Here is a 26,424-nt window from a genome sequence, read left to right as displayed (position 1 = left end):
AAGAAAATCTCCCAGTGATATGGGAGATTATTCGATCAGAGAGGGCTTTAAAGTCTGCTTTAATTCTTTTTCGCTGTCTGCTTGATCCTTGCGGTACCATTCAAAGAAAACATGTCCTAAGATAATGCCATAGACGATTTCCTGAATGATTTTCATAAGGACACCGCCAAGCTGTTGATCATGTAGTAATGACATCGAACTAAATAATTCTGGGCCGCTAATGTTTAAACCTGCAAATGTTGCCGGACCAACACATAGACTCATCACCTGAGCCCATACTTCTGGATCAGAATAGGTTGCATAGATAGAACCAGGAGCAAAAATAATTAAGGCACAAGCAGGAGTAATTAAAATACCGTCTGCAAAGATGTAACCCACTTTCTTAAGACCGCTTAATCTTTGATGTTCTGGTACAGGGTTAATGAGCGGCCACCACATGAATATCGCGACGATAAACAAAAGAAGCGAATAACCAGCATGTAACCAGAAACTTTGCATAACCCGGTCAAAAATCATTGGAATATGGTAAAAAGAAAATAAGCCGTTAAAAATAATTAACGCAATAAGCGGTTTTGTAGAAAACTTAAATAATGTATGAACCCAGCTAATCTTGAAAATCTTTCTCCATATCCATACAGGAATACCAAATATAAAGATTGGTGGTACCACAAGAACTAATAACGCCATTGAAATCATGTGGACGTAGAACATTAAATGAGCCATTAAATCCAGCGGGGAACCCTTAATTGCATAAATAAGTGAAATAGAGAGCAAAAACAACCCAGCCTGTTTTTTTGTCAGTGGTTCACTATCAACAAATTTGCTTCGAAACGTAACTGTAATCAAAAAATATACAGCTATAAGTGCTAGTAAACCTAATAGGAAGTACGGGCTCCAAAGTGCTTTAAAGCCAAAAATATCTAATGTAAGCACCGCATATCACCTCTAAATAGTAGTTATATCATAGTTCTATTATATACGTAAGCAAAATCAAGAAGCAAAGAAATGAATTATTTCCCTATAAAAAGAAAATCGGCATAAAGCCGATTTTCTTAAAAATATTACCACCAAATAATGGTTGTGAAAGCCAAAATGGTTACAGCACCAACAAGGACTCCTGAATAGAGAAACATGGATGGAGCTTCGTGGCCTTTATGGCTCATATGCATGAAATAGTATAGCTGAAAAATCACTTGAACGACAGCCAAGAGAAGTATAAACGGCACGATAAACCAAGCCGAAAATCCTTTCATGGCAACTGCTGCAAAAGCAATTAATGTTAAAAAGATCATCAAGGCGAATGAAACGACTTGATGTCTCATTTCTTCAGCACTTTTTTTGCGGCGATATTCAATGTCAACTCTTGGGTTACCTGAATTTAATTGTGGATTTGCCATCAGTTTATCCCACCATCCCCATTAAATATACTACTGTAAAGATGAACACCCAAACTACGTCAATGAAGTGCCAATAAAGACTTGCAACGTAAAATTTAGGAGCATTGTATAGGTCCAAGCCACGTTTTGCATTGCGTACAATTAATGTAGTGATCCATAACAGACCAAATGCAACGTGACCTCCATGGAAACCAACTAGTGTGTAGAACGCAGAACCAAACGCACTACTAGTAAAAGTATGATGATACTCATGAACATAATGATTAAACTCATATATCTCTAATACAAGGAAAGCCGCACCCAAAAGCAAAGTAATGACTAACCAAAGATTCATTTTTTTAGCATTAAAGTTTTTCATATGATACATCGCATAAACACTTGTTAATGAGCTTGTTAATAGTAGCATAGTAGCTACAAATGTAAGCGGCAGTTCGAATATATCCTTGGCTAAATGATGCGTTGTATCAGGTACTTTATCCTTTAAAGCAAGATAGGTAGCAAAGAGAGAGGCGAATAGTACAGTCTCTCCACCTAAGAAGAACCAAAAGCCTAAAAACTTATTTTTTGCTTCAAGGGTTGATTTTTCAGGCTCAGCAGGCCATGTTTCATATGTTAATTTTTCTTCTGCTTGCATTATGCCTTAACCCCCTTATCATTATCATCTTCCATTAATTCTTCTTTATGAATATGGAAACCATGGTCATCCTTCACAGAACGTAAGAACATAGCTCCAAAGGTAATCAATAGACCAATAATAATTACTGGTACAGACCATGCTTTATCATCCATGTTAAACAATGCACCAAATGCGGCTACGAATAATCCGAAAGCCATCACAAATGGCAAGAATGATGCGTTAGGCATGTGAATGTCACCTAGCGGCTCAGCTGGAGTCATTCCTTTTTTACCTTCAATCTTTTCTAACCAGTAAGCATCTAAACCACGTACTAGTGGAAGCTGTTTAAAGTTATAAAATGGCGGCGGTGAAGGAAGTGACCACTCTAGTGTTCTTCCATCTCCCCATGGGTCATTACCTACACGTTCGTTTTTCACTGATGTCATTATGATATTGTATAAAAGGACCAAAACACCTAATGACATAAAGACTGCACCTAATGAACTAATTAGGTTAGAGGCTTCAAACCCCTGGCCTGGCAGGTAAGTGAATACACGACGCGGCATACCCCAAAGACCAAGAAAATGTTGAATAAAGAATGTCATATGGAAACCGATGAAAAACAACCAGAAAGTAATCTTACCTAGTGTTTCATTAAGCATCGTTCCAAACATTTTTGGCCAATAAAGGTGGGTACCGGCAAAGATTGCAAAGACAACACCGCCAACAATTACGTAGTGGAAGTGTGCTACAACGAAATAAGTATCATGGTACTGATAGTCCGCTGCTGCTGCTGCAAGCATTACTCCTGTTACCCCACCGGCAAGAAACGTAGGAATAAATGCCATGGCCCAATACATTGGAGTTGTAAATTTAACACTGCCTCCCCAAACGGTTAAAAGCCAGTTGAAAATTTTTATACCAGTTGGTACACCAATTGCCATTGTAGCAACAGCGAAAATCGCATTGGCAATAGGTCCTAAACCTGTTGTAAACATATGGTGTGCCCAAACCATGAATCCTAAGAAACCAATTAATACCGTCGCAAAAACCATTGAAGAATATCCAAATAAACGTTTTCTTGAAAAAATCGGGAATATTTCCGAGAAAATTCCGAAAGCCGGAAGTACCAAAATGTATACTTCTGGGTGACCAAAAATCCAGAATAAATGTTCCCAAATAACTGTGTTACCACCCATAGTTGTAACAAAGAAATTAGATCCAAACATACGGTCAAACATCATTAAGACAAGACCAACTGTCAATGGAGGAAAAGCAAATAAAATTAGTGCTGACGTGACAAATGTTGTCCAAGTGAATAATGGCATTCTCATATAAGTCATTCCAGGTGCACGCATATTAATAATCGTAACAAGGAAGTTGATACCACCAATTAGTGTTCCTATACCTGAAATCTGTAATCCTAAAACATAGAAATCTATACCGTGACCCTTTGAGGCCATTGCAAGAGATGCATATGACGTCCAACCAGCATCAGGCGCACCGTCAAAAAACCATGAAAGATTTAGGAATACTCCTCCGAAGAAGAATAACCAAAATCCTAATGCGTTAACAAATGGAAACGCCACGTCACGTGCGCCGATTTGTAATGGCATAACGGCATTCATAAAAGCAAAAATAAGCGGCATTGCTGCAAGGAATATCATCGTTGTTCCATGCATGGTAATAATTTCATTAAACAATCCGGCACTTACAAAATCATTATTTGGTACTGCAAGCTGGATGCGGATAAATACTGCCTCAAGTCCGCCTACTACAAAGAATAATCCACCTGCAATAAGATATAGGATGGCGATCTTTTTATGGTCAACAGTCGTTAGAAAGTCCCATATAGTCGCACCAAATCCCTTTTTTTGTGCGTAGGTACTCACAATTTTACCTCCCTTTCTACCAATTCCCCTATTATTCCTGAACTTTTAATCCCATTAAATATGCTGTTAAAGCATCGAGCTGTTCTTCACTTAATTGTGGATATTTATCTGTCATTAAATTACCTGGCTTGTATTTTTCAGGTGTGCGCAGCCAATTCTTTAATTCTTCTTCATTATGGTCTAATACACCTGCAATACGAGAGCGTTCTCCGAAGTTTGTTAAGTTAGGAGCTAACCGTGCTTCAGGAGGTGTTGTATTTCCTGGTGTTACAGCATGACAGCTAATACAGCTTTGATTGAAGATTTCTTGACCTTGCTGAGCCAATGCTGTATCAGCTTTTGCAGGTTCTTTAACTTCCTTCATATCAGCAACCCAGTTGTCAAAGTCATCCCGGCTTAATGTTTTTACTTTAAAATCCATTAAAGCATGTGAAGGTCCGCAAAGCTCAGCACATTTACCGTAAAATAAATCGCCAGCCTCTTCTGCCTTCGCGCTATCGAACTCTAACCAGAATTTATTAACATTCTCGGTATTCGTATCAAGCTTACCGCCTACTGCTGGAACCCAGAAAGAGTGTTTAACATCAGAAGATATCAAATTAAAATATACCTTTTCATCTGTTGGAACTACTAAATCTTGACCAGTAACAATTCCTTGGCCAGGATATTCAAATTCCCACCAGTATAAATTCGAACGTACATTGATAACCAATGCATCAGAATCTTTCTTGTCCATTGGTGATACATCTGCTAATTTAAATGTAGCAGAAACCGTTGGAACCGCTAAAAGCAATAGTAATAAAATAGGTATAACTGTCCAAATAATTTCTAGTTTGTGACTTCCTTCTACTTGTTTTGGTATCTTCTCATCTTTACGTCTGAACTTAATCAAAACGATAACGAAGATTACCATAACAACTGCGATAACCCCTACCATAATTAATGTACTTAGTTTCATCAGATCATATTGAATGTCTGCAACTTCACCAGCAGGCCTTAACGTCGATAGGAACGGTTCGCCACATCCTGAAAGGATAAGCGAAAGAATCGCAAATATCGAGATTAAACGCCATTTTGCAAGCCTTTTCATAGCTAAATCATACCCCTCTTTCGCTAAATGATTTCTTTAAATTATCTGTGATCAAAAAAGTATGTAGTATAATTCCTTCTTAAACGTTAAAAGAAACACGGAGGCAAAAGGATTTATAATGCCTCCAATATTTTTATAACACCTAGGAATACTTATATTTCCCTTAATTAAGAAAGAACATCCCAGCTAAACCAATGTTACAATGACCATTGCGACAAAAATAATCGTTAGATATTGCAATGAGTACACAAACATTAGTTTTGCCCACTTAATATCATCTTTGATCTTATATCCATAAATCCCTAATACAAGCCAACCGATATTTAATACAGTTGCCAAAATTAGAAATGGGATTCCTAATGAAGTAAGTAATAAGGGTGTTGGCAGAAGTGCTGCTACCCATACTAGAATGTGTTTCTTCGTTGTTTTGAAACCTTTCACCACTGGAAGCATTGGGATGCCTGCAGCGCGATATTCCTCTACCCTTCTCATTGCAAGAGCATAAAAATGGGGAGGCTGCCAAATAAACATAATAATAAACAATGCCCATGCTACAATATCAAGATTTCCGTCGACTGCAGCCCAGCCGATTAAAGGTGGTACTGCCCCAGAAATACTGCCTATGATGGTATTTGAAACCAATTGCCGTTTAGACCACATGGAGTACAAGACAACATAGGTAAAAACCCCAAGCAGTCCAATCACTGTTGCAGTTACAGTAGTAAACAATAGAAAAATTGTACCTATAGCAATTAAGAGAATGCCCAATCCAAGTACCTTCGAAGGAACTATTTTCCCGGTGACGGTAGGTCTTGATTTTGTTCTTTCCATTAACGGGTCAATATCACGATCAATATAATTATTTATACTGCATGAACCCGCAATGATAAGGGAGGAACCAATAACGGTAAATAAAACTATATCTAAGTTGTTTAGGAAACTTTGACCGCTAAAATGCAGTGCAAGCCAAATCCCAGTAAAAGTAGTAATAAGATTTGAATTTACAATCCCAATCTTAATAAGTGCCATAAGATCTTTCCACATTGTGGTTTTGACCAAATGTGAATTTAGACCAGTAGAGCCATTTTCAATCGTCGCTTCACCGTATGCCTTTGAATTTGGCATCTTTCCCCCTCCTAAAATGTTCTAATTATTATTATAAACTCGATAGATAACTTTACCAAATTATAATAGTTATTTATAAGCTATTATTATTTTATAATATTGTTATTTAAGGAACACTTTCTCTGTATATTAAATCACACTTTGGTGTATTTTTGTGAATTTTTTTTGAATAATTTTTGTCTAAATTGTGTCCGCCTATATTTTATACCCATTATACTATATATTAGAATCTTTAGATAATAAAATACACTCTAATTTAAGCAAAATCTAAATGTTTTCTTTGTGTTATAGACAACAAATGAAAATTTATAGATTGTTATATATAAGTTCAATTTAACCTACTTTATATTACTAACAGACACTGCTTTTTTTAGCAATAGTTTTCACTATAATGATAGTGAAAATCTAAAGTTATCCATAAGGATAATTTTTTTAAAAAGTTATGCAAAAATTTCAGTTTTAAATCTGTTCTTTTTCCTATGTTTTCGTTATGATAAATAAGTACTTTTATCACTCCATATTCCAAATCATTATATTTACAAAATATTGATACCAATGATTAAACTTTTATTTAAGAAGGTGATTTTTTGCAGCGTTCTTTAAAGTGGTTAGCTGTGGCAACTACTATTGGAATGATATTGGTTCTACTTGGGGGAGCCCTAGTAACAAAAACAGAGTCCGGTATGGGGTGCGGGAGATCTTGGCCTTTATGTAACGGAGAGTTCGTTCCCACGGATATAACTCCCGAGTTAGTAATAGAACTTGCTCACAGACTGGTTTCTGGCTCAGTTGGTTTTTTGGTACTGGCTTTATCTATTTGGTCTTGGAAAGTAATTGGACACATCAGGGAAACGAAATTCCTATCTTTTCTTTCGTTTTTCTTTTTATTATTACAAGGTTTGATTGGAGCAGCTGCAGTAATTTGGGAACAGTCTGATTTTATCCTCGCCCTGCACTTTGGAATCTCACTCATTTCCTTTGCCGCTGTATTTTTGCTTACATTATTAATCTTTGAAATTGATAAAAAGTTTGAGGCTGATAAACTCATTATCGATAAAAAAATGGGGTTTCATATTATCTCCATTTCCATTTATAGCTACTTTGTTATTTATACAGGTGCATTAGTACGTCACACCGAATCGAGCTTGGTATGCCGTGATTGGCCATTATGTATCAATGACAGTCCAGCACTCCCAAGTAATCTTTATGAGTGGGTGCAGATGGGGCACCGCGCTGCGGCAGCTGGTATCTTCATTTGGATCGCATTTGTAACTTATCTTGCAATAAAAAATTATCGTGAGCAAAAAGTTATCTATTGGGGCTGGATTAGTGCATTTACATTAGTATCCCTCCAAGTATTATCAGGAGCTGTTATCATTTTTACCAGGTTAAATCTTTACATCGCATTAATGCATGCTCTATTTATTACCTGTTTATTCGGTGTATTAAGTTATTTTCTCTTATTACTCTCGAGGTCGCGAAAGATTCAATAGTATGAAAAAAAGCTGCCAGATTTTATCTTGGCAGCTTTTTATCTGATCATTTTTCAAGTTCGAGAAGTAAATCCCCGGTTTGAATAGCATCCTCATTTTTCACATAAATTTCCTTTACTACTCCTGAATATGGGGCTTGGACGGTTGTTTCCATTTTCATTGCTTCCGTAATTAAAAGATGGTCCCCTCGTTCTACTCTTTCCCCTTTTTCCACTAATACTTTTACAACGGTTCCTGGCATTGTAGCAGAAATATGGGTTTCATTTTTAGGATCTGCTTTTACTCTAGTTAATACCGAAGCTTTAATATTTTCATCTTTAATATTAACCTCACGCGGCTGACCATTTAGTTCAAAATAAACCACTCGTGTACCGTCTGCCTGAGGCTGACCAATTGAGACAAGTTTAACGATCAGTGTTTTACCTGTTTCAATTTCAACTTCAATTTCCTCCCCAAGCCTTAGACCATAAAGGAAAGTAGGGGTATCAAGGAAGGATAAATTTCCATATAGCTCCACCGTATTTAAATACTCTTTATAAACCTTTGGATAGAGTGCATAGGAAATCAAATCGAAATCCGAAATGTTCCGCCCTATATCCTTGCCTAACTCTTCCTTTAGGTCCGAAAAATTAATCTCCGGCAGTAACTCACCCGGACGGACCTCCAAAGGCTTTTTCCCTTTTAATATGACGCTTTGAAGTTTTTCCGGGAAACCTTGATGCGGCTGTCCGAGATATCCCTGGAACAATTCAACTACGGAATCTGGAAAGTCAATCGAGTCTCCTTTAGTAAGGACATCAGCTTCTGATAAATTATTTTGTACCATAAAGAGTGCCATATCCCCGACAACCTTAGAAGATGGTGTAACCTTTACGATATCCCCAAACATGTGATTGACTTTAGTATACATTTGTTTAACTTCATCCCACTGCTCGCCAAGTCCAACACCCTTCGCTTGCTGTTGGAGATTACTGTATTGTCCGCCTGGCATCTCATGCTGATAAACCTCAGAATGTGGTGCAACCATCCCACTTTCAAAATCGTGGTAATATTTTCGGACATCCTCCCAATAATAAGAAAGCTGTTCAAGTGCCTCAATATTAACATCAGGCTTCCTATCCTTACCTTCTAATGCATAATAAAGTGAGTTTACGCTCGGCTGAGAAGTAAGCCCAGCCATCGTACTTAATGCTGTATCCACAATATCAACTCCGCCGTCAATGGCACGTGCATATGTGTAGATACCATTCCCGCTGGTATCATGGGTATGAAGATGAATTGGAATATCTATCGTTTCTTTTAATTCAGAAATTAGTCGATAGGCAGCTTCCGGTTTTAGCAACCCAGCCATATCCTTTATCCCTAAAATATGTGCTCCTTGGTTCTCAAGCTCTTTTGCAAGTGTTTTATAATAGGTCAAATTATATTTCACTCTGGCTGGGTCGAGAATATCACCAGTGTAACAAATCGTGGCTTCCGCGAGCTTTCCACTGTCTCGAACCGCTTCTATTGCTACTTCCATTCCCGGTACCCAGTTTAAACTGTCAAAAACTCTGAATACATCAATACCTTCTTCAGCAGACTTTCTTACAAATTCACGGATAAGATTGTCAGGGTAATTTTTATACCCCACTGCGTTAGAACCACGAATCAACATCTGAAACAGAACATTCGGAATTTTTTCGCGAAGCATCTGTAATCTTTCCCATGGATCTTCTTTTAAGAAGCGATAGGCTACATCAAAGGTTGCCCCTCCCCACATTTCAAAAGAAAACAGGTTAGGCATAAGCTTTGCAGTCGGTTCAGCTATATGCAACATGTCAGTGGTTCTTACCCTGGTTGCTAGTAACGACTGATGTGCATCTCTGAAGGTAGTATCCGTTAATAGTACCTTCTTTTGATCCTTTATCCAATCAACAAGACCTTCAGCACCATTTTGGTCAAGTATTTGTTTCGTCCCATCTTGGTAAGGAAAATCGTATTTTAATTTAGGAATTCGAGGCTTAGAAAAAACGGGTCTTTTCTTTTTTTCAATACCTGGGAAACCATTGACCGTCACGTTTCCAATATACGACAGCATTTTGGTCCCACGGTCTTTACTAACTGGAAACACGAATAACTCCGGAGTTGAATCAATAAATGATGTATCATATTCCCCTCTTCTGAACTTCTCATGTCTAACTACATTCTCGAGAAACGGAATATTGGTTTTAATGCCGCGAATTCTAAACTCACGCAGGTTCCGGACCATTTTTGAGGCAGCTTGCTCAAAGGTTAAGGCCCATGTAGAAAGCTTCACAAGCAAAGAATCATAATAAGGTGTGATGACAGCGCCTTGAAAACCATTTCCTGCATCAAGACGTACACCAAATCCCCCTCCAGAACGATAAGCCATAATTTTTCCAGTATCAGGCATAAAGTTATTTAGTGGGTCTTCTGTTGTAACACGCGACTGAATGGCAAAACCATTAATACGAATTTCTTCTTGTGGAGGAATTCCGACAATCGGGCTGTGTAAATCTTGACCTTCAGCAACTAAGATTTGCGTATGTACAATATCAATTCCCGTTACCATTTCAGTTACAGTGTGTTCAACCTGGATCCTTGGATTTACTTCGATAAAATAAAAGTCCTCACCCGAAACAAGAAATTCAACTGTCCCAGCATTTAAGTAACCTACATTCTTCATTAACTTAACCGCGGCAGCACAAATTTTCTCTCGTAAAGAGTTTGTAATTGATACACTCGGAGCTACTTCTACTACCTTTTGATGACGTCGCTGTACAGAACAATCCCGGTCATACAAATGGACGATGTTACCATATTTATCCCCAAATATTTGAACCTCTATATGTTTTGGTTTCTCAATTAATTTTTCCAGATATACCTCGTCACTGCCAAAAGCAGCTTTTGCTTCTGATCTAGCGCGGTCAAATGCTTCTTGCATTTCCTCACGATTTCTGACAATACGCATTCCACGTCCGCCGCCGCCAAGGGCTGCTTTTATAATAATCGGAAAACCATGATTATCGGTAAAATCCAGAACTTCCTCGATATTGTCGATTGGCCCATCGCTGCCTGGAATTACGGGTATATTTGCTAATTCTGCTTGTTTTCTTGCCTTAACCTTATCACCGAACATATCGAGGTGAGTAGAGGTTGGTCCAATAAAAATGATTCCTTCTTCTTCACAGCGTCTTGCGAAATGAATGTTTTCGGATAAAAAGCCATATCCTGGATGGATGGCGTTTGCACCGCTGAATTTTGCAATTTCAATGATTCCATCAATGTCTAAGTAGGCATCAATCGGTTTCTTTCCTTCACCAACTAAATATGCCTCATCCGCTTTATATCGGTGATACGCACCTGTGTCTTCCCTAGAATAAATTGCAACGGTTTGGATATTTAATTCGGTACAAGCCCGAAAAACACGAATGGCAATTTCTCCCCTGTTAGCTACTAACACTTTGTTGATTTGTCTCGTCAATTTAAGCACCTCATTCTTTTTCTCTTTTTATATAAAAGCGCAGGGATGTATTTTCCCCACGCTATGTTCGAAATTGATATACATTTCCGTCTTGTTGGTTACTGATTTTTTCTGGGTGCTTTTGTTTATATTTATTTTCATATTTAACAAACATAGAGACATTTACGAGAATTCCAGCTGCTATTGCTAATTGTAAAAGTGAAGATCCTCCATAGCTGACAAATGGCAATGGAACGCCTGTAAGGGGCATAACTCCCGAAACCCCTGCCAGATTGATAAAAGACTGTATTCCAATCATGCTCGAAATACCAATGGCCAATAAACTGCCAAATGGATCCTTACATCGCAAGCCAAGATAGATTCCCCGTAAAACTATATAAGCTAAAGTCAGGATGACGAAGCTGACACCCCAGACTCCTAATTCTTCTGCAATAACTGCCATAATAAAATCGGTATGGGATTCTGGTAAATACCCTAACTTCTGAACACTCTTTCCTAAACCTAATCCATTTACGCCCCCTGAGCCAATTGCAATATACGAGTTTGCTAGATGGAACCCGGAATCAAGTTCATCTTCAAATGGATTACTTAATACTTGAAAACGCTCCAAACGTTTTTCAGAAAAAATTTCGTCCTGGAGTACTAAAAAGACAGGTGATATAAGAATCATACCTAGTAACACTAATTTAGTAATATTTTTGATATTCATTCCTGATGAAAGAATAATTGTTCCAGCAATTAAACCAATAATGAGTGCAGTTCCAAAGTCTGGCTGAAAGGCAATCAATCCAAGCACGATTACTAGGTAGGCTAATGGCGGCAGTACACCATGATTAAATTTATTAATATATGCCTGCTTCTTCGCATAAACGGCTGACAAATAAATAATAAGAGATATTTTTACAAACTCTGCCGGCTGAATACTAATAAAGCCAAAATCATACCAGCTTTGAGCATTTCCTCTAACTTGTCCAAATACAAATAGACCTAAGAGACCTAAAATGGATAGACCCACCATTGGGAGTAAAAACTTTGTACTTTTCATAATTTTATAGGGAAATAATGCAATAAAAATAAAGATCAATCCCGAGGCGACAAAGTACAGCTTCTGCTTTTGGTAAAAATAATCACTTGGTACGTGGTATCGTTGAACGGCTGATGCCATACTGGCACTATAAACCATCACTAAACCAAATAAAGATAAAAGAATGATCGCGATGATTAATGAATAATCATAGGACTTTAATATTTTTTTAAACATCTTATAACTTCCTCGTTTTTAAATTGTCGTTATTGCTATTATAATAGAAAATGAAACGAATGGGTTGAGGAAAAGTTACATTGCTCCGATATTTCGTATGGGAATATTCTGAAAATGGTAATAGTTAATAAAAAACTCAAACAACACATCATTATTGTTTGAGTTTTTTTAGCTATTTTCTAATGGATGCTTCATGAAGCGCAGATAATTCTCTTTCTAATTTATCTAGTATCGCTTTACCATCCTTGACTTCAATTAAGCCTAATCTAACTGCAAATTCTATCTCTCTAGATAAACCAAACATTTGCGTATCCAATACCTCTTCATAAAGCGGGCATTGAGGCATCGTGAGATTTTCCATTTGCACTTTAATAAGCTTTAATATTTTTTCAGCGTCTGCCTGTAACAAGGCATAGGCTTTTTCCTGATGATTCACAATCATTTCAGACGCCAACATTGATCCCCCCATTCAGAGCGATAACCCAACTTATCTATAAATTTTACCTTTTACCACAGAAAAATGCAAGAACAATAACTGCCTTTGTCCTTTGATGCATCATATTACTTATATGACATTCACTCTATTTCACGGTATACTTTACTAGAAATGAACTGGAGGAATGAAAGATGGAAAACATAATTATACTGTCCGGCAAGGTTAAATATACTATTACTCTCGATCCCAGTGTTTGGATTTTTGATGATCGAAGAGTTGATTTGACTACTTACTTCTCAACCACTACAAATCTCTCTAACGACCTTGAGGAATATACTAAATCAGTTTCTAAACATTGGGACCGTGAAATTATGGAAGGTGCCGTCTATCCGCCAACCTTAAAAACAGAGAAGAAATATGAGAAAGAAAAAGTATTAACGGGAAGCTTCGGAATCCCATTTGAACCTTTTTTAAAAAATGCAGAGCCAGATGAGAATGCAGCTTCCCTAGTGATAAAAACAGAATCATCAGAACACGAAATATCTCTTGATAAGGCGATGAACCTAATCGTAGGTTTTTCCAATGTTGGGAAACCACTTTCAGAAGATGGACCTGTCCACGTTTATTTCGGGGATGGATCTAACCAGCATAACCCAATTAAAAATGTCCGGGAGTTTATTATAAAATAGTAAGGCTCTTTTCTTAAGAAAAGAGCTTGCAAACTTAATTTTATGAAAAAAAAGGTGTTCCACGTTAAAATCGGCTTTTGGATTTTAACAACAATCGTTACGAAAACAGCCAATAATAAACAACGGGTGCCAATTTGGTACCCGTTTAGACATTTGTAACCTTATTTTTCCTCATGCTGTTTACAGCAAATCTGCTGCCAGCCTTGCTAATCCTGACCGCTCTCCTTTTAGTAATTTAACATGTCCGGAAATAACTTGGTCTTTAAAACGTTCAACAACATAAGTTAAGCCATTATTGTAGGCGTCAAGATAGGGGTGGTCGATTTGTTCTGGGTCGCCCATTAAGACAATTTTACTGCCCTCACCTACACGTGTTAAGATTGTTTTTACTTCATGTTTGGTCAAATTTTGTGCTTCATCAATGATAATAAATTGTTTTGGCAGACTTCTTCCCCTTATATAGGTTAAAGCTTCTACCTCTATCGAACCCATCCCAGCAAGGATGGCGTCCAATTCGCCAGGTTTTTTAGTATTAAATAGGTATTCTAGATTATCAAATATCGGCTGCATCCACGGTCTAAGTTTTTCTTGTTTTTCTCCAGGTAAATACCCTATATCCTTACCAACCGGTACAATAGGTCTAGCTACTAATAGCTTTTTAAACTCTCTAAAATCTTCAGTTTGCATCAATCCTGATGCTAGAGCCAAAAGCGTTTTACCAGTACCTGCTTTGCCTATTAATGTTACTAACGGTATGTCTTTTCGAAGCAGTAACTCAATTGCCATCGTTTGCTGCACATTTCTTGGATGAATTCCCCATACATGTTCCTGATTAATCGCAAGTTTCTTTATCTTTTGCTTTGTTTTATCGACCATTCCTAACGCTGAAGCCGATCCCCCTAGAGCATCTTTCATGATTAAGAATTGGTTAGGATAAAACGAATATTTACCTATCTCTGATAAAGGTAACTCCCCTTTTTCGTAAAAAGTTCCCATTAATTCTCCAGATAAATAAACCTCTAAAAATCCTGTGTAAATATGGTCGATTTCGACCACCCTGTCACTTAAAAAATCCTCTGCTGTTAACCCAATTGCGTCAGCCTTAACCCTGACTAATGCATCCTTACTTACGAGGATAACTGGTTTCCCATCTTCCTTCTGTTGTTCTTCTGTTGATAAATTTTTTGCTACAGCAAGAATTCGATTGTCATTTGTTTTCTCAACAAAAATTTCCTGTAATTCATGAAATGCACGATGATTAAGTTCAATTCTAATCGTTCCACCATTTTCAAGTGGGATTTTTTCATGAAGCTTACCCGCTGCTCTCAATTCATCAATTAATCTTGATACATGGCGGGCATTTCTACCAATTTCATCCATATACCTTTTCTTTGAGTCCACTTCTTCAAGAACAACTGCAGGGATGACTACTTCATTATCTTCGAATGAGAATATGGAATACGGGTCTTGTAATAAGACGTTTGTATCTAACACGTATATTTTACTCAAAGCGACGCCTCCACTTTTTCTAGTTGTGGCTTGTTCATGGTTCAAACAAACCGATTGCTAGATAGGACTTTGGTAAAATATATGTTTGTTCGAATAAAGATAGAAGGATTTCCGCACAATAAATGTAAGTTGAGTATAACAAAACTCGAGTTTTCATGATGTATCATTTATACAACTCTATGTGGAGGTGGATATTTTAAATGAAAAAGGTTTTGATGTTTACTTGTTTATTATTAATCTTAGCTGCTTGTAACAATAACACCAACAATGCTCAAAATACTGAGAAGCAATCATTAGTTAATGTCAAGAACAGCGATATCGAAAATGTAGACAGGAAAACTGGTCAGGAGATTTCCAAACGATTAGTCGAACTTGCTACTAGTATTCCTAATGTTCATGATGCAACTGCCGTAGTCATTGGCAGATATGCCATTGTTGGAATCGATGTAAATTCGAAAATTGAACGTTCTCAAGTGGGGTTAATAAAATATTCAGTGGCTGAAAGCCTGCAAGAAGACCCTTATGGTGCTCGTGCCATCGTTGTGGCTGATGCAGATACCAATCAACGTCTGAAAGAAATTGCAGCAGATATTGAAAAAGGAAGACCCATTCAAGGTATAATGGAAGAACTAGCTGACGTCGCGGGCAGGTTAATGCCTGAAGTCCCGGGTGATATGATAGATCCTAATCCTAAAAACGCTCCTGAGGAACCGAAGAAAAAGCTGCAGGAAAACGAAAAGAAAAGTTTAGAGGATAAACAGCAAGAAGAATCAAAGTACCATAAATGAAAAAGCTTAGTCGCGAGACTAAGCTTTTTTCATCGCTTCCATTACCTGCTTATCCAGCCTCGCAGCTGCATTTTTGTCATACGTTTTGTCATACTGTGGCTCTGTGACAATTTTCGAACCATAGAACATTACGTCTCTAACCTCTTGAATCTTTATTTCAATCAACGCAAGCTTTAAAGGAACTTCCTGAAGACGCTCTTCTTTCAATGAAGCTTCACCTTGTATGGAATATGTAGATTCATTCGCAATTAAATTGATCACCACTTTATTATTGTGTGTGATATTCTGAATAATTCTTGATTTAATATCTATAGCAAAATAGATTGTTTCTTCATCTTTTGCTAAAATCCAAGATATCGCACTAACATTTGGACCACCTGTTTCATAATCCACCGTTGCTAATGTTACATACCTTTCTTTTTGCAGCTCATCATATAAAGGCTTAATGAGTCTTGGTTCTACTTGATTTGGCATTTTTACAACCCCTTCATTCTTATCCTTGCTCTATGTTAAAAAAAACAGACATTCTCATAGTACTATTATCTGTTTTTTTCAGCAACTTAATCAGATTGATTTACTTGTCATCATACTTGCATGATATACTATAGTATAAACAAAGCAAGACTAGAGGACTTGAGGTGTATTATGAGAGTAAAGTGCGTGATTTGCGACAAAATTGAATCGATAGAAGATGAATCCTTTATAGCAAAACGTCTTCGAAATCGTCCAATCCATACATATATGTGTCAAGACTGCAGCAGTAGAATCTCGGAAAAAACAAAAGCAAGAATTGATACAGGTAACTTCAGATTTTATCGTGCACAGTCTGAGAAAGACGATTGGTAAAAAAAAATTCATGCCGAAACCGGCATGAATTTTTTTACTCTTCAAATGGAAAATTACAATATTTATCTGGCTCTTGATTGATTTGGTTAAGCATCACTTCGATAAGGTCACGAGGAAAACGAGTCTTCTTCGTTTCACCTTCATGGATAAAGGAAACATAATACATCACTTCATCCGTTGTGACTTCGATGTCAGTTAAATGATGTTCATCCTTAATAATCTCATCAAAAAGGTCTAACGTTTCTCGCGCTGCTGTATCATCAGGACGAGCATCGCATACAATTTTTATCGAGAGCCAATTATAAAGCGCATCCTGTACCGATCTCATATTAATATCCCCCGTTACTTTGCCTCAACTTGCTGTTTTTTCGACTGGTGCAAGCGAATTTTGTAAATGATTAATATTAATGCTGCAACCACAAGTCCTTCAGTTATCGGTAAAAAGATGCCTAGTACAGTAAGAATCGTACACCCTGCAGCTAAAAAGATATAAATCATGATTGATTTTCCTATTGGAAGCTTTTGAGCAAAGCCAAGTTTATATACCAAGATGGAAAGAGCTACTATTGTAAAATATAGCAGCCACATTCCCAAATTTGGATTTTCGGTTACGTTATAGAGCGCTGGAAAAAAAGAAAGACGATCCGCTACATTCACACGAAAACCTCCCCCGAAGAGATATTAGCTTAATTCTGCAACTTTTTTCTTTTTGGCCATTCTTTCACGCTCATTTTTATCAAGAATCTTCTTACGTAAACGAATGGATTCAGGTGTAACTTCACAGAATTCATCTTCGTTTAGATACTCTAAAGACTCTTCTAAAGTCATAATCCGTGGTTTCTTGATTACAGAGGTTTGATCTTTATTAGCCGAGCGAATATTTGTTGCTTGCTTTACTTTTGTGATATTTACAGTAATATCATTTTCACGTGTGTGCTCGCCAACGATCATACCTTCGTAGATTTCAGTTCCCGGTTCCACAAAGATTGTACCACGGTCTTCTATTTGCATAATACCATATGTTGAAGCTTTTCCAGACTCCATAGAAACTAGAACACCTTGACGTCTTCCTCCAACTTGCCCTTGGACCATTGGCTGATAGCTGTCAAACGTATGATTGATGATTCCATATCCACGTGTCATTGTTAAAAATTCAGTCGTATATCCAATTAAGCCTCGTGCTGGAACATTGAAGATTAAGCGTACTTGGCCGGAACCGTTATTAATCATATCGATCATTTCGCCTTTACGAGCCCCAATTGATTCCATTACGGAACCTGTATGCTCTTCAGGCACATCGATTTGAACTCTTTCAATTGGCTCACAACGAACTCCATCAATTTCTTTCACAATAACTTCAGGCTTAGAAACTTGAAGCTCATACCCTTCACGGCGCATGTTTTCGATTAAGATAGATAAATGAAGCTCACCACGACCTGATACAATCCATGCATCTGGTGAATCTGTATTTTCAACACGTAGACTTACATCCGTTTGCAATTGCGCTAAAAGTCTCTCTTCAATCTTCCTAGAAGTTAGATATTTACCTTCTCTGCCTGCAAATGGGCTGTTATTTACGACAAACGTCATTTGCAAAGTTGGTTCATCAATTCTTAGAATTGGCAATGCTTCTTGGTGCTCAACTGGACAAACGGTTTCGCCCACGTTAATATCTTCCATACCAGACACGGCAATTAGGTCTCCCGCTACTGCTTCTTGGACTTCCTGTCGTTTCAAACCGAAGAAACCAAAGATTTTCGTTACACGGAATTGTTTAACTGAACCGTCTATTTTCATTAATGAAACCTGTTGTCCAACATGCATTGTACCGCGGAAAACTCGCCCAATTCCAATTCTTCCTACATAATCATTATAATCTAGAAGAGCAACTTGGAATTGTAATGGCTCGTCACGATTGTCAATTGGTGCTGGGATATGTTCAACAATGGAATCATATAAACATTGCATGTTTTCATCCTGTTTTTCATGGTCTGTGCTGGCAGTTCCATTTATTGCAGAAGCAAAAATGACTGGGAACTCAAGCTGGTCTTCGTTAGCACCTAGTTCAATAAACAAATCAATTACTTCATCAATTACTTCTACTGGGCGGGCAAAATCACGGTCAATTTTATTAACGACAACGATTGGAGTTAAATTTTGCTCTAATGCCTTTTTTAATACAAAGCGTGTTTGAGGCATTGTTCCTTCATAAGCGTCAACAACGAGTAAAACACCATCAACCATTTTCATGATACGTTCAACCTCACCGCCAAAATCGGCGTGTCCAGGTGTATCCAAAATATTGATTCGTGTATCTTTGTATTGAATCGCTGTGTTTTTAGCAAGAATCGTTATTCCACGTTCCCTTTCCAAATCATTTGAATCCATTGCACGTTCTTCAACGTGCTCGTTTGTACGAAATGTTCCTGACTGCTTTAATAATTGGTCAACCAAAGTTGTTTTCCCGTGGTCAACGTGCGCGATGATTGCTATATTGCGAATATCTTCTCTTATTTTCAAGTAATTCACTCCTGCCTTTATTTCAAAAAATTTTAGCTATTTATAGTTTCCCATATACAACTAAAGTATTATACCACATTTATGGTGGAAAGCTAACTGCATTTTATGTAGAATAAAGCTATATCAATTATCACTACTATAATTTTATTTTTTATATGACAAGGGGACTAGCTAAATGAAGCAAATAAAATGGATTTTTGTCGTTTTTGCTGTACTGGCAGCAGCAAGTATAATGGGGATAGGTGTGGCAATTGGTGAAGAAAGTATCTTAGGGGTAATTGGCAGTATCCTTGTACTAATTGTTGTAATGGGCTTCGGATTTAAAACAAAAGCAAAATATAGAGAAAATGGAGAACTATAAGAAGAAAAGCGGAAGCGCCTTCGGAACAAGCACAGCTTGTTCCTGCGAGGAATATTCTAAGAAGCTTTCCTTAGTGAACAGGGGCGACAGGCATAAGACGAGCGCTGACAGAAGGCGTTTTTTGCCTTCCGAAGCGATTGGCTTATGACCCGAGCCCCTAGGCGCTGCAGCTAGACAAAAAAGAAGCCTTTTCAGGCTTCTTTTTTTACCATTTACCCTCTTTTAGATAATCGTTAATGATGGTTTGGTGCAGCCCTGGCTTAGCCACAAGTAATGAATCTTTTGAAAGAAAATCCAACTTTTTTCCTCTTAAATTGGTGACAACACCGCCTAATTCCTCAATAATAACTGAACCAGCAGCAACATCCCAAGGTGACAGCCTCATTGAAATATAGGCATCCACTCTCCCTGTTGCGACGAACACCATTTCAAGAGCCGCTGTTCCGTAGGATCTCGTCCCCCTTGCCTCTTTAACCAGTGGTATAAGCAAATTATGGTCAATACGATGGTTTTCCATCACCCAGGTTGCATTTAAAGCGATAATCGATTCTTTTACTGACACTTTATTTAAAGGAGGCAGTTCAGTGTCGTTCATAAATGCACCTTTTCCATTAATAGCATGATATAATTCACCGTGTGCCACATCATAAATAATCCCTATTTTCCCAACACCATTTTCATACACACCGAGAGATATAGCAAAATTTCGCTGTTGATGGATAAAATTCATCGTTCCATCAATCGGGTCAATAATCCATACAACGCCATCAAGGTTATTTACTTCATCCCCAAACCCTTCTTCACCCAAAATTCTATGGTTTGGGAAAGTTTTTCTAATTTTATTAATAAAGAATTGTTCAATTTCTTTATCTATATTGGTCACTAAATCATTAGGATTTGATTTGGTTTGGATATTTAACGTTTCAGTAAAAGAATCCCTAATTTTATCACCAGCTTCCATTACCCATTGCTTCGCCTGAAGATCAATGTACTCCCAGTCCATTTTATCCCTCCAATTTTTCAATCCTTATATGTACATATTCTAGCTTAATCAAATTTAGGTAAGCCTTCAACTTTTAACATGATTATTTTTTATGTGCAAAACAATAAACGAACTCTCCACTTCCCTACACAGAGTTCGTTTTATAAAATAAATATGAAATTCTTTATTTTCATTCTAAATGGTATCCCCTTTGAAAACAAATTATCAAAGAGCTTTAAGTTTTACTAACTCTTGGCGGATTTTTTCTAACTTCTGTTTACATTCCTTCATCTTTTTTTCATTTTTTTCTTCAATCGCTTCAAATAATGTGGCCAGCTCATAATCCATTTCTAATCTTAAATAGGCCAATCTTTCCTTCTCGCCAATTTTTTTTAGTGAAGTATTCATCAATTGTTTCATTTTAGCGTTCTCCTTTCAACTGTTATTTAATTTTTCAGACTATTTTTAGTAATATAATATGAGCCAGCATGTAAGGTTGCAACAAATATGTGCATTAACCCATATAAGCACTTTGTTTCAAGAATTTTCGCTAGTATGCTACAATGAATGACAAATGTCTTCACATGGAGGTTTAGCAAATGGACTTTAAAGGCTTTAATAATGAAGATTTCGATGTTTTTCAAATAGATGGATTAGAGGCTAGAATGGAAGCATTAAAAGAAAGGATTCGCCCAAAATTAGAATATCTAGGACATTATTTTGAACCAGCCTTAACAAGCTTGACCGGTGATGAAATGTATGTTCATGTAGCCAAGCACGCAAGACGGACAATAAATCCTCCCAAAGATACATGGGTCGCCTTTGCGGATAATCCGCGCGGTTACAAAATGCTTCCCCATTTTCAAATTGGACTGTGGAATACTCATTTATTTATTTGGTTTGCGGTAATCTATGAAGCACCTCATAAACAAGAATTTGCTGCCAGATTCACAAAAAAAATAAACAAAATTTATAAAGAGATTCCTAAAGACTTTGTTTGGTCTTTAGACCATATGAAACCTGAATCAATACAGCATGGTGACCTTTCAAAAGACGATTTACTCGGAATGTTTGAGCGGCTTGAAAATGTTAAGAAAGCTGAAATATTATGTGGATATGAAATTAAACGGGAAGATGTTATAAAATTTAGTACTGAAGAATTCCTGAAGCATGTTGAATATGTATTTAATAAGGTTGCACCATTATATAAAATCGCTCTTAATATAAAATAAAAACTCCAGAACTAAGTTCGGAGTTTTTATTTTATTTCAATAAGATTTTTTCACCAGGTAAGGCTTCTTTTGCTTTTTTAATTGCCCTATAGGAAGAATAGCCACTAATTTCTTCAAATTCACCACATAATGTTTTTTCTTCCGCTTTACTCGGTACAATCTCCTTAAAACGGCGATAATTAGCCATTAAATCGTCACGTTCTATTCCTTTTTCATAAGCTCTTTCTACAGCCTCGTAGAATTTAATAACATCAACAATTTCATCTGTTGTCCAATGATAATCAATCGGGTATTGATACTCCATGTTGTTTTCACCTGCTTAATATATTTACATATATGTATAATACCCTTATTTTGCCCATTTTTCACGAATTTGTTCTGCGTCGGTAATCATTCGATTAAATAGTTCTGCAACGGTTGGTATGTCCTTAATGAGTCCCATTACCTGTCCTGCCCATGCAAAACCTTCTTCTTCTACTCCATCATATATATATCGCTTGTTTGCCTGGCCGCTAATATAATTCTTCAACTGTTCATAATTGCCAAATTCTTTCTCGATTTCGAGAATTTTATTGGTCCAAGTATTTGAAATCGCACGTGCCGGCGACCCAAGGGTACGTTTGATCACCACGGTATTAGCTTCTGAACCTTCGATAAGTCTTTTCTTATAAAGGTCATTAGCATGTACACATTCCTTGGTCGCAATAAATCTTGTCCCCATTTCAATACCTTCTGCTCCCAGGCTAAGAGCTGCCATAAGTCCTCTGCCATCACCAATTCCACCAGATGCGATTACTGGGATAGAAACTGCATCAACGACTTGAGGGATTAATACCATCGTTCCAATATCATCCCTGCCTAGATGGCCGCCGCCTTCCTGTCCCACTACCATAACTGCATCTGCACCCAATTCTTCCGCCTTTTCTGCCTGCCTTCTAGCGGCTACGAGAACTAATTTTTTTATCGCTGTTCCTTTTAATTGTTCAAATATGGGTGCAGGATTACCACCTGTCATGGATACAACAGGGACATCTTCATCAATTGCTACTTGAAGCATTTCTTCAAAAGGTCTATTATGCTGTCCAATTGCGTAATTAACTCCGAATGGTTTATTGGTCAGTTCTTTTACTTTTCTGATTTCCTCCCGAAGTTTAGTTGGACTCTCGAGGGACATTGCTGTAATTTGCCCAAGTCCACCTGCATTAGAAACAGCTGCAGCTAGCTCAGAATAAGCTAGATAAGCCAAGCCTCCCTGTATAATAGGATATTTAATATTAAATATTTCAGTAACACGTGTATGCCAATTCATCGAAACCCCTCCTAATTATGTTATCTTCATATTTCTCCTTGAAAGGTTAATTTTCCTGTTTTATTGAGAAACTAACGTAACACATGAAAAAGTGTTTATTTAAGACACAAAATTCTATGCAAGCAATGCTATTAGTGCTATAATTCTTTTGTTTTGTATTGATATTAACAGCATTTTTTATATAAAGAGGTGTGGAAATAAATTGTCTCAAAACCAAACACCGTTATTTAGCGGTTTATTAGAACATGCAAAAAATAATCCCGTCCAATTTCATATCCCAGGTCATAAAAAAGGTGTTGGAATCGATCCTGATTTTCGAAATTTCATTGGTGATAATGCCTTATCGATCGACTTAATCAATATTGGTCCACTCGATGACCTTCATCAGCCCAAAGGAATAATTAAACAAGCACAAGACTTGGCGGCTGAAGCATTTGGTGCAGATAGAACCTTTTTTTCAGTTCAAGGAACAAGCGGCGCCATTATTGCCATGATAATGTCGGTTTGTGGACCTGAGGATAAAATCATTGTTCCAAGAAATGTTCATAAATCAATTATGTCAGCCATTGTCTTCTCCGGGGCAATTCCTGTGTTTATTCATCCGGAAATTGATGAGGATTTAGGTATATCCCATGGTATTACGACTGATTCCGTTGAAAAAGCACTAAAACAGCATCCAGATGCAAAAGCTGTCCTAGTCATTAATCCAACTTATTTTGGGATATCAGCAGATTTGAAAAAAATTGTAGAAATTGCTCATTCTCATAACGTTCCGGTTCTTGTTGATGAAGCACATGGGGTTCATATTCATTTTCATGATGAATTGCCTCTTTCAGCCATGCAGGCGGGTGCTGATATGGCTGCAACAAGCGTTCATAAACTTGGCGGTTCCATGACACAAAGCTCTATATTAAATGTAAAAGAGGGCCTTGTTTCAGCTAAACACGTGCAAGCAATTCTAAGCATGCTGACAACCACCTCAACATCGTATTTATTACTTGCATCCCTAGATGTAGCCAGAAAACAATTAGCCACTAAAGGGAAAGAGCTAATCGATAAAACGATTAGTTTAGCACAATCTATTCGAAAAAGAATTAATGAAATTGATCATTTACATTGTATAGGTGAAGAAATATTAGGTTCAAAGGCAACCTTTGATTATGACCCAACAAAATTGATTATTTCGGTTAAAGAACTAGGTTTAACAGGATATGATGTAGAAAAGTGGTTAAGAGAAAAGCATAATATCGAAGTAGAAATGTCTGACCTTTATAACATACTTTGTATTATTACAATCGGGGATACAGATGTTGAAGCTGATATTTTGGTTAGTGCTTTAAAAGAGCTTGCCGAAGAACGAGAACATCTTAAAGAAAAGTTCGACCCTATACAAGTTCTTCTTCCTGATATTCCTATTCTTGCATTAACTCCAAGAGACGCTTTTTATGCAGATACGGAAGTAATTCCATTTGAACAATCAGAAGGAAGAATCATTGCCGAATTTATTATGGTCTATCCACCCGGAATTCCAATTTTCATTCCCGGTGAAATCATTACAAAAGAAAACCTGCACTATGTTCGTCAAAACCTCGAAGCAGGTTTGCCAGTTCAAGGGCCAGAGGATGACGAGATTAAAACAATTCGGGTAATTAAAGAATATAAGGCTATAAAATAAAAATACAGGATTCCGTTGAGGAATCCTGTTTCTATTTTTAAGAGATAATTTTATCGTTCTTCTTCGGTATGGTGATCATCGCAACAATTACATCTAGAATAGAGAACTGTTACTTTTTCATCCTCAAAATGATCAATTGTTGAGTTGCAAGCTTGGCAAACGATTGTACCCATCTTTTCAATCCCCTTTTCATTATGAAATGTGCGTTACTTTGGAAACGTTTTATTGTTCTTAATCTAATAATAATATAACACATTAGATTTATCAAGCCTAAATTGTATGTCACATTTAATTATTTTTCATACAAAAAGGCCCTTTAATAGGCCTTTTTTGTATCCAATTATTCATATTGGGTAATAAATGGGATTTGCGGGAGGGTTTCTCTGAAGAACTCAGCTAAATCTGCTGCCTGCTGTTTATCTGGAATCCGGAATGCATTTTGAAGGTATTCTATATCTTCAATTTCTTTCGGATCGAGGAGAGTGGATCGGCCGGTTTGCATGCAGACAACTAGGGGTTTACCAAAAAACATATTGGTGTAAATAATGCCAAAATCATAGCGGGTATGTTCTGTTGTAAATCCAATAAACCTTACTTTTACATTTTCGTGCTCATCATAGAGCTTATCAAATAACTCCATATGATTCCTCCTTTTTAAAATAATATTTAGAATATTATTATAATTTATTTTTTAATCATTAACAAATGACATTTATGTGACTAAATGTTGTCATCATGGTTTTTACAATGCTAGAATAAAAGAGATATCAATGGGACTAGGGGGGATGATGATGGCTGAAAATGCATTTATTAAACTAGTGCCTTCATCTGCACAACAAACAATTACGGTAGAAGAAGTAAAAGAACTCTTAAATTATTATAAAGATATTACGAGTAAAACAGGGAATCAAGTCGATTGGGAATATGGTGACTCTGCATTTCCTTACGAAATGAAAGAAAAAAGCGAAGGCAAAGGAAAATGGTTTTATTTGCAGTCAGCAAATGAACGTTATTATGCTATTTTATTTGGTATCGACCAAGAAATGGTTCGTAATGAAGATGGTACAGAAAGAATTCAAACATACATACAAGTCACTCTTCCAGAACAGTCTACTTTCGGTGATAAAGGCAAAGCAAATGAATTTTGTAAATTCCTAGCAAAGAAATTAAAAGGAGAATTACACCTTTTTAACGAACGAATCATGTATTATTACCCAAGAAAGTAAGCCGCTCAACTCAACTCCCATTTGTGGGAGTTTTTTTAATGTGTTAGTAGTGCAAGTGTATAATGAATGGAAGAATAAATCATAAGACTTAGAGATGTTATAAAAAGGGTTTTAGCATTTGATCGTGTCACTCTATTACAAAGTGCAAAAGCCAGGTAAAAGAATACAAAAAACATAATAACCTTGTATAGCAGTTGATCGTGCTTCGATAACCATTCAATGAGCGTAAAAGCACTCCAAATCATTAATTGTAATATCATAATAACGTAAATCCTCATCATTTATCACCACTCAAAATCTTTTTATAAAAAGGTAAGATAGTAGTGTTTTAAATATATGAATAAAACTTGTAGATAATTTATATTTAATAAAAAAAGAAAGTCCTTTCGATAAAAATGAACTATAACCCGATTAATGGACACTAAATAAAAAGTGCCCCTTAATCGGGTTTTTCTATGTCCCCTGAATTAAAACCCGTTTATAATAAAAG

The 26,424-nt window shown here is 36.9% G+C and carries 28 protein-coding genes; 8 read left to right on the top strand and 20 right to left on the bottom strand.

All coding sequences use genetic code 11. The features are described from left to right. Positions 1–27: 27 nt before the first annotated feature. The 6 genes from ctaG to cyoE all read right to left on the bottom strand — a co-directional run bounded on the left by ctaG (position 28) and on the right by cyoE (position 6,120). A complete protein-coding gene (ctaG, locus tag ACIQAA_RS21815; RefSeq protein WP_402623624.1) occupies positions 28–933 on the bottom strand; it encodes a cytochrome c oxidase assembly factor CtaG in 906 nt (301 codons plus the stop codon). 128 nt (positions 934–1,061) lie between these two features. Next, a complete protein-coding gene (gene ctaF / locus ACIQAA_RS21810) occupies positions 1,062–1,397 on the bottom strand; it encodes a cytochrome c oxidase subunit IVB (RefSeq protein ID WP_402623621.1) in 336 nt (111 codons plus the stop codon). A gap of 4 nt (positions 1,398–1,401) precedes the next feature. Next, positions 1,402–2,031 carry a cytochrome (ubi)quinol oxidase subunit III gene (locus ACIQAA_RS21805; protein ID WP_402623619.1) on the bottom strand — a complete coding sequence of 210 codons (630 nt, stop codon included), beginning with the start codon at positions 2,029–2,031 and terminating at the stop codon, positions 1,402–1,404. After that, positions 2,031–3,905 carry a cytochrome c oxidase subunit I gene (ctaD, locus tag ACIQAA_RS21800; RefSeq protein ID WP_402623616.1) on the bottom strand — a complete coding sequence of 625 codons (1,875 nt, stop codon included), beginning with the start codon at positions 3,903–3,905 and terminating at the stop codon, positions 2,031–2,033. Before ctaD ends, ACIQAA_RS21805 begins: the two co-directional genes overlap by 1 nt. Before the next feature lie 31 nt (positions 3,906–3,936). Then, on the bottom strand, positions 3,937–4,995 hold the full coding sequence (gene coxB, locus ACIQAA_RS21795; RefSeq protein ID WP_402623613.1) for a cytochrome c oxidase subunit II: 1,059 nt from the start codon (positions 4,993–4,995) through the stop codon (positions 3,937–3,939). Positions 4,996–5,181: 186 nt separating this feature from the next. Further along, positions 5,182–6,120, bottom strand: a complete 939-nt coding sequence (gene cyoE / locus ACIQAA_RS21790) for a heme o synthase (protein WP_402623611.1) — start codon at positions 6,118–6,120, stop codon at positions 5,182–5,184. A 587-nt stretch (positions 6,121–6,707) separates the two neighbouring features. On the opposite strand from cyoE, the gene ACIQAA_RS21785 reads away from it, so the two are divergent. Next, the gene (locus tag ACIQAA_RS21785; RefSeq protein WP_402623609.1) at positions 6,708–7,613 is read left to right on the top strand and encodes a COX15/CtaA family protein; all 906 of its coding nucleotides are present in this window, start codon (positions 6,708–6,710) and stop codon (positions 7,611–7,613) included. Positions 7,614–7,659: 46 nt separating this feature from the next. On the opposite strand, the gene pyc is transcribed toward ACIQAA_RS21785, so the two are convergent. The 3 genes from pyc to ACIQAA_RS21770 all read right to left on the bottom strand — a co-directional run bounded on the left by pyc (position 7,660) and on the right by ACIQAA_RS21770 (position 12,815). After that, positions 7,660–11,100 carry a pyruvate carboxylase gene (pyc, locus tag ACIQAA_RS21780; protein WP_402623606.1) on the bottom strand — a complete coding sequence of 1,147 codons (3,441 nt, stop codon included), beginning with the start codon at positions 11,098–11,100 and terminating at the stop codon, positions 7,660–7,662. A gap of 61 nt (positions 11,101–11,161) precedes the next feature. Beyond that, positions 11,162–12,361, bottom strand: a complete 1,200-nt coding sequence (locus tag ACIQAA_RS21775) for an FtsW/RodA/SpoVE family cell cycle protein (protein WP_402623603.1) — start codon at positions 12,359–12,361, stop codon at positions 11,162–11,164. 172 nt (positions 12,362–12,533) lie between these two features. Further along, positions 12,534–12,815 carry an Fpa/YlaN family protein gene (locus ACIQAA_RS21770; RefSeq protein WP_063251657.1) on the bottom strand — a complete coding sequence of 94 codons (282 nt, stop codon included), beginning with the start codon at positions 12,813–12,815 and terminating at the stop codon, positions 12,534–12,536. Positions 12,816–12,988: 173 nt separating this feature from the next. Between ACIQAA_RS21770 and ACIQAA_RS21765 the strand changes: the two genes are divergently transcribed. After that, positions 12,989–13,486: a peptidyl-prolyl cis-trans isomerase gene (locus tag ACIQAA_RS21765; protein WP_402623600.1), complete on the top strand. Its 498-nt coding sequence runs from the start codon at positions 12,989–12,991 to the stop codon at positions 13,484–13,486. A 180-nt stretch (positions 13,487–13,666) separates the two neighbouring features. Here the strand turns inward: ACIQAA_RS21765 and ACIQAA_RS21760 are convergent, their stop codons facing one another. Then, complete coding sequence (locus ACIQAA_RS21760; protein ID WP_402623598.1) at positions 13,667–14,995, bottom strand: PhoH family protein; 1,329 nt, start codon at positions 14,993–14,995, stop codon at positions 13,667–13,669. Positions 14,996–15,195: 200 nt separating this feature from the next. On the opposite strand from ACIQAA_RS21760, the gene ACIQAA_RS21755 reads away from it, so the two are divergent. Then, positions 15,196–15,783, top strand: coding sequence for a YhcN/YlaJ family sporulation lipoprotein (locus ACIQAA_RS21755; protein ID WP_402623595.1), 588 nt, complete (start codon positions 15,196–15,198; stop codon positions 15,781–15,783). A gap of 18 nt (positions 15,784–15,801) precedes the next feature. Here ACIQAA_RS21755 and ACIQAA_RS21750 read toward each other — a convergent pair whose 3' ends face one another. Beyond that, a complete protein-coding gene (locus ACIQAA_RS21750; RefSeq protein ID WP_402623592.1) occupies positions 15,802–16,257 on the bottom strand; it encodes a pyridoxamine 5'-phosphate oxidase family protein in 456 nt (151 codons plus the stop codon). A 171-nt stretch (positions 16,258–16,428) separates the two neighbouring features. Between ACIQAA_RS21750 and ACIQAA_RS21745 the strand changes: the two genes are divergently transcribed. Further along, positions 16,429–16,629, top strand: a complete 201-nt coding sequence (locus ACIQAA_RS21745) for a YlaI family protein (RefSeq protein WP_081954315.1) — start codon at positions 16,429–16,431, stop codon at positions 16,627–16,629. Between the two features lie 34 nt (positions 16,630–16,663). Here ACIQAA_RS21745 and ACIQAA_RS21740 read toward each other — a convergent pair whose 3' ends face one another. Genes ACIQAA_RS21740 through typA form a run of 3 tightly spaced genes read right to left on the bottom strand, consistent with a single transcriptional unit; the run spans position 16,664 to position 19,149 of the window. After that, complete coding sequence (locus tag ACIQAA_RS21740; protein ID WP_402623588.1) at positions 16,664–16,957, bottom strand: hypothetical protein; 294 nt, start codon at positions 16,955–16,957, stop codon at positions 16,664–16,666. Between the two features lie 14 nt (positions 16,958–16,971). Continuing rightward, on the bottom strand, positions 16,972–17,286 hold the full coding sequence (locus ACIQAA_RS21735) for a YlaH-like family protein (RefSeq protein ID WP_402623585.1): 315 nt from the start codon (positions 17,284–17,286) through the stop codon (positions 16,972–16,974). Between the two features lie 24 nt (positions 17,287–17,310). Further along, positions 17,311–19,149, bottom strand: coding sequence for a translational GTPase TypA (gene typA / locus ACIQAA_RS21730; RefSeq protein ID WP_402623583.1), 1,839 nt, complete (start codon positions 19,147–19,149; stop codon positions 17,311–17,313). 175 nt (positions 19,150–19,324) lie between these two features. On the opposite strand from typA, the gene ACIQAA_RS21725 reads away from it, so the two are divergent. After that, on the top strand, positions 19,325–19,510 hold the full coding sequence (locus ACIQAA_RS21725; RefSeq protein WP_402623580.1) for a YlaF family protein: 186 nt from the start codon (positions 19,325–19,327) through the stop codon (positions 19,508–19,510). Positions 19,511–19,715: 205 nt separating this feature from the next. On the opposite strand, the gene ACIQAA_RS21720 is transcribed toward ACIQAA_RS21725, so the two are convergent. After that, positions 19,716–20,513 carry an inositol monophosphatase family protein gene (locus ACIQAA_RS21720; protein WP_402623577.1) on the bottom strand — a complete coding sequence of 266 codons (798 nt, stop codon included), beginning with the start codon at positions 20,511–20,513 and terminating at the stop codon, positions 19,716–19,718. A 204-nt stretch (positions 20,514–20,717) separates the two neighbouring features. Beyond that, on the bottom strand, positions 20,718–20,912 hold the full coding sequence (locus ACIQAA_RS21715) for a hypothetical protein (RefSeq protein ID WP_306072544.1): 195 nt from the start codon (positions 20,910–20,912) through the stop codon (positions 20,718–20,720). Between the two features lie 179 nt (positions 20,913–21,091). Here ACIQAA_RS21715 and ACIQAA_RS21710 point away from each other — a divergent pair, with 179 nt between their 5' ends. Next, complete coding sequence (locus ACIQAA_RS21710; RefSeq protein WP_402623574.1) at positions 21,092–21,724, top strand: YktB family protein; 633 nt, start codon at positions 21,092–21,094, stop codon at positions 21,722–21,724. Positions 21,725–21,755: 31 nt separating this feature from the next. Here ACIQAA_RS21710 and ACIQAA_RS21705 read toward each other — a convergent pair whose 3' ends face one another. Both ACIQAA_RS21705 and ACIQAA_RS21700 read right to left on the bottom strand, forming a co-directional pair. Further along, positions 21,756–22,028 carry a UPF0223 family protein gene (locus ACIQAA_RS21705; RefSeq protein WP_402623572.1) on the bottom strand — a complete coding sequence of 91 codons (273 nt, stop codon included), beginning with the start codon at positions 22,026–22,028 and terminating at the stop codon, positions 21,756–21,758. Positions 22,029–22,073: 45 nt separating this feature from the next. After that, the gene (locus ACIQAA_RS21700) at positions 22,074–23,033 is read right to left on the bottom strand and encodes an NAD(P)H-dependent flavin oxidoreductase (RefSeq protein ID WP_402623569.1); all 960 of its coding nucleotides are present in this window, start codon (positions 23,031–23,033) and stop codon (positions 22,074–22,076) included. A 202-nt stretch (positions 23,034–23,235) separates the two neighbouring features. Here ACIQAA_RS21700 and ACIQAA_RS21695 point away from each other — a divergent pair, with 202 nt between their 5' ends. Beyond that, a complete protein-coding gene (locus ACIQAA_RS21695) occupies positions 23,236–24,708 on the top strand; it encodes an aminotransferase class I/II-fold pyridoxal phosphate-dependent enzyme (protein ID WP_402623566.1) in 1,473 nt (490 codons plus the stop codon). A gap of 50 nt (positions 24,709–24,758) precedes the next feature. Here ACIQAA_RS21695 and ACIQAA_RS21690 read toward each other — a convergent pair whose 3' ends face one another. Together ACIQAA_RS21690 and ACIQAA_RS21685 are read right to left on the bottom strand one after the other, a co-directional pair. Continuing rightward, positions 24,759–24,881, bottom strand: a complete 123-nt coding sequence (locus tag ACIQAA_RS21690; RefSeq protein ID WP_402623563.1) for a GapA-binding peptide SR1P — start codon at positions 24,879–24,881, stop codon at positions 24,759–24,761. A 167-nt stretch (positions 24,882–25,048) separates the two neighbouring features. Continuing rightward, positions 25,049–25,348: a DUF3055 domain-containing protein gene (locus ACIQAA_RS21685; protein WP_402623560.1), complete on the bottom strand. Its 300-nt coding sequence runs from the start codon at positions 25,346–25,348 to the stop codon at positions 25,049–25,051. 151 nt (positions 25,349–25,499) lie between these two features. Here ACIQAA_RS21685 and ACIQAA_RS21680 point away from each other — a divergent pair, with 151 nt between their 5' ends. Beyond that, entirely contained in the window at positions 25,500–25,934 is a 435-nt protein-coding gene (locus tag ACIQAA_RS21680; RefSeq protein ID WP_402623557.1) for a DUF1885 family protein, read from the top strand. The last annotated feature ends 490 nt before the right edge of the window (positions 25,935–26,424 follow it).

The sequence above is a fragment of the Neobacillus sp. NPDC093182 genome, from assembly GCF_044754045.1.
The sequence above is the reverse complement of the archived record's forward strand: the minus strand, read 5'-3'. Positions and strand labels throughout refer to the sequence as shown.

Bases quoted from the DNA above. Each gene is read 5' to 3' on its own strand.
- ctaF (WP_402623621.1), bottom strand. From the start codon at position 1,397: ATGGCAAATCCACAATTAAATTCAGGTAACCCAAGAGTTGACATTGAA.
- ACIQAA_RS21805 (WP_402623619.1), bottom strand. From the start codon at position 2,031: ATGCAAGCAGAAGAAAAATTAACATATGAAACATGGCCTGCTGAGCCT.
- coxB (WP_402623613.1), bottom strand. From the start codon at position 4,995: ATGAAAAGGCTTGCAAAATGGCGTTTAATCTCGATATTTGCGATTCTT.
- cyoE (WP_402623611.1), bottom strand. From the start codon at position 6,120: ATGCCAAATTCAAAGGCATACGGTGAAGCGACGATTGAAAATGGCTCT.
- ACIQAA_RS21775 (WP_402623603.1), bottom strand. From the start codon at position 12,361: ATGTTTAAAAAAATATTAAAGTCCTATGATTATTCATTAATCATCGCG.
- ACIQAA_RS21765 (WP_402623600.1), top strand. From the start codon at position 12,989: ATGGAAAACATAATTATACTGTCCGGCAAGGTTAAATATACTATTACT.
- ACIQAA_RS21755 (WP_402623595.1), top strand. From the start codon at position 15,196: ATGAAAAAGGTTTTGATGTTTACTTGTTTATTATTAATCTTAGCTGCT.
- ACIQAA_RS21750 (WP_402623592.1), bottom strand. From the start codon at position 16,257: ATGCCAAATCAAGTAGAACCAAGACTCATTAAGCCTTTATATGATGAG.
- ACIQAA_RS21745 (WP_081954315.1), top strand. From the start codon at position 16,429: ATGAGAGTAAAGTGCGTGATTTGCGACAAAATTGAATCGATAGAAGAT.
- ACIQAA_RS21740 (WP_402623588.1), bottom strand. From the start codon at position 16,957: ATGAGATCGGTACAGGATGCGCTTTATAATTGGCTCTCGATAAAAATT.
- ACIQAA_RS21725 (WP_402623580.1), top strand. From the start codon at position 19,325: ATGAAGCAAATAAAATGGATTTTTGTCGTTTTTGCTGTACTGGCAGCA.
- ACIQAA_RS21720 (WP_402623577.1), bottom strand. From the start codon at position 20,513: ATGGACTGGGAGTACATTGATCTTCAGGCGAAGCAATGGGTAATGGAA.
- ACIQAA_RS21715 (WP_306072544.1), bottom strand. From the start codon at position 20,912: ATGAAACAATTGATGAATACTTCACTAAAAAAAATTGGCGAGAAGGAA.
- ACIQAA_RS21710 (WP_402623574.1), top strand. From the start codon at position 21,092: ATGGACTTTAAAGGCTTTAATAATGAAGATTTCGATGTTTTTCAAATA.
- ACIQAA_RS21705 (WP_402623572.1), bottom strand. From the start codon at position 22,028: ATGGAGTATCAATACCCGATTGATTATCATTGGACAACAGATGAAATT.
- ACIQAA_RS21700 (WP_402623569.1), bottom strand. From the start codon at position 23,033: ATGAATTGGCATACACGTGTTACTGAAATATTTAATATTAAATATCCT.
- ACIQAA_RS21690 (WP_402623563.1), bottom strand. From the start codon at position 24,881: ATGGGTACAATCGTTTGCCAAGCTTGCAACTCAACAATTGATCATTTT.
- ACIQAA_RS21685 (WP_402623560.1), bottom strand. From the start codon at position 25,348: ATGGAGTTATTTGATAAGCTCTATGATGAGCACGAAAATGTAAAAGTA.
- ACIQAA_RS21680 (WP_402623557.1), top strand. From the start codon at position 25,500: ATGGCTGAAAATGCATTTATTAAACTAGTGCCTTCATCTGCACAACAA.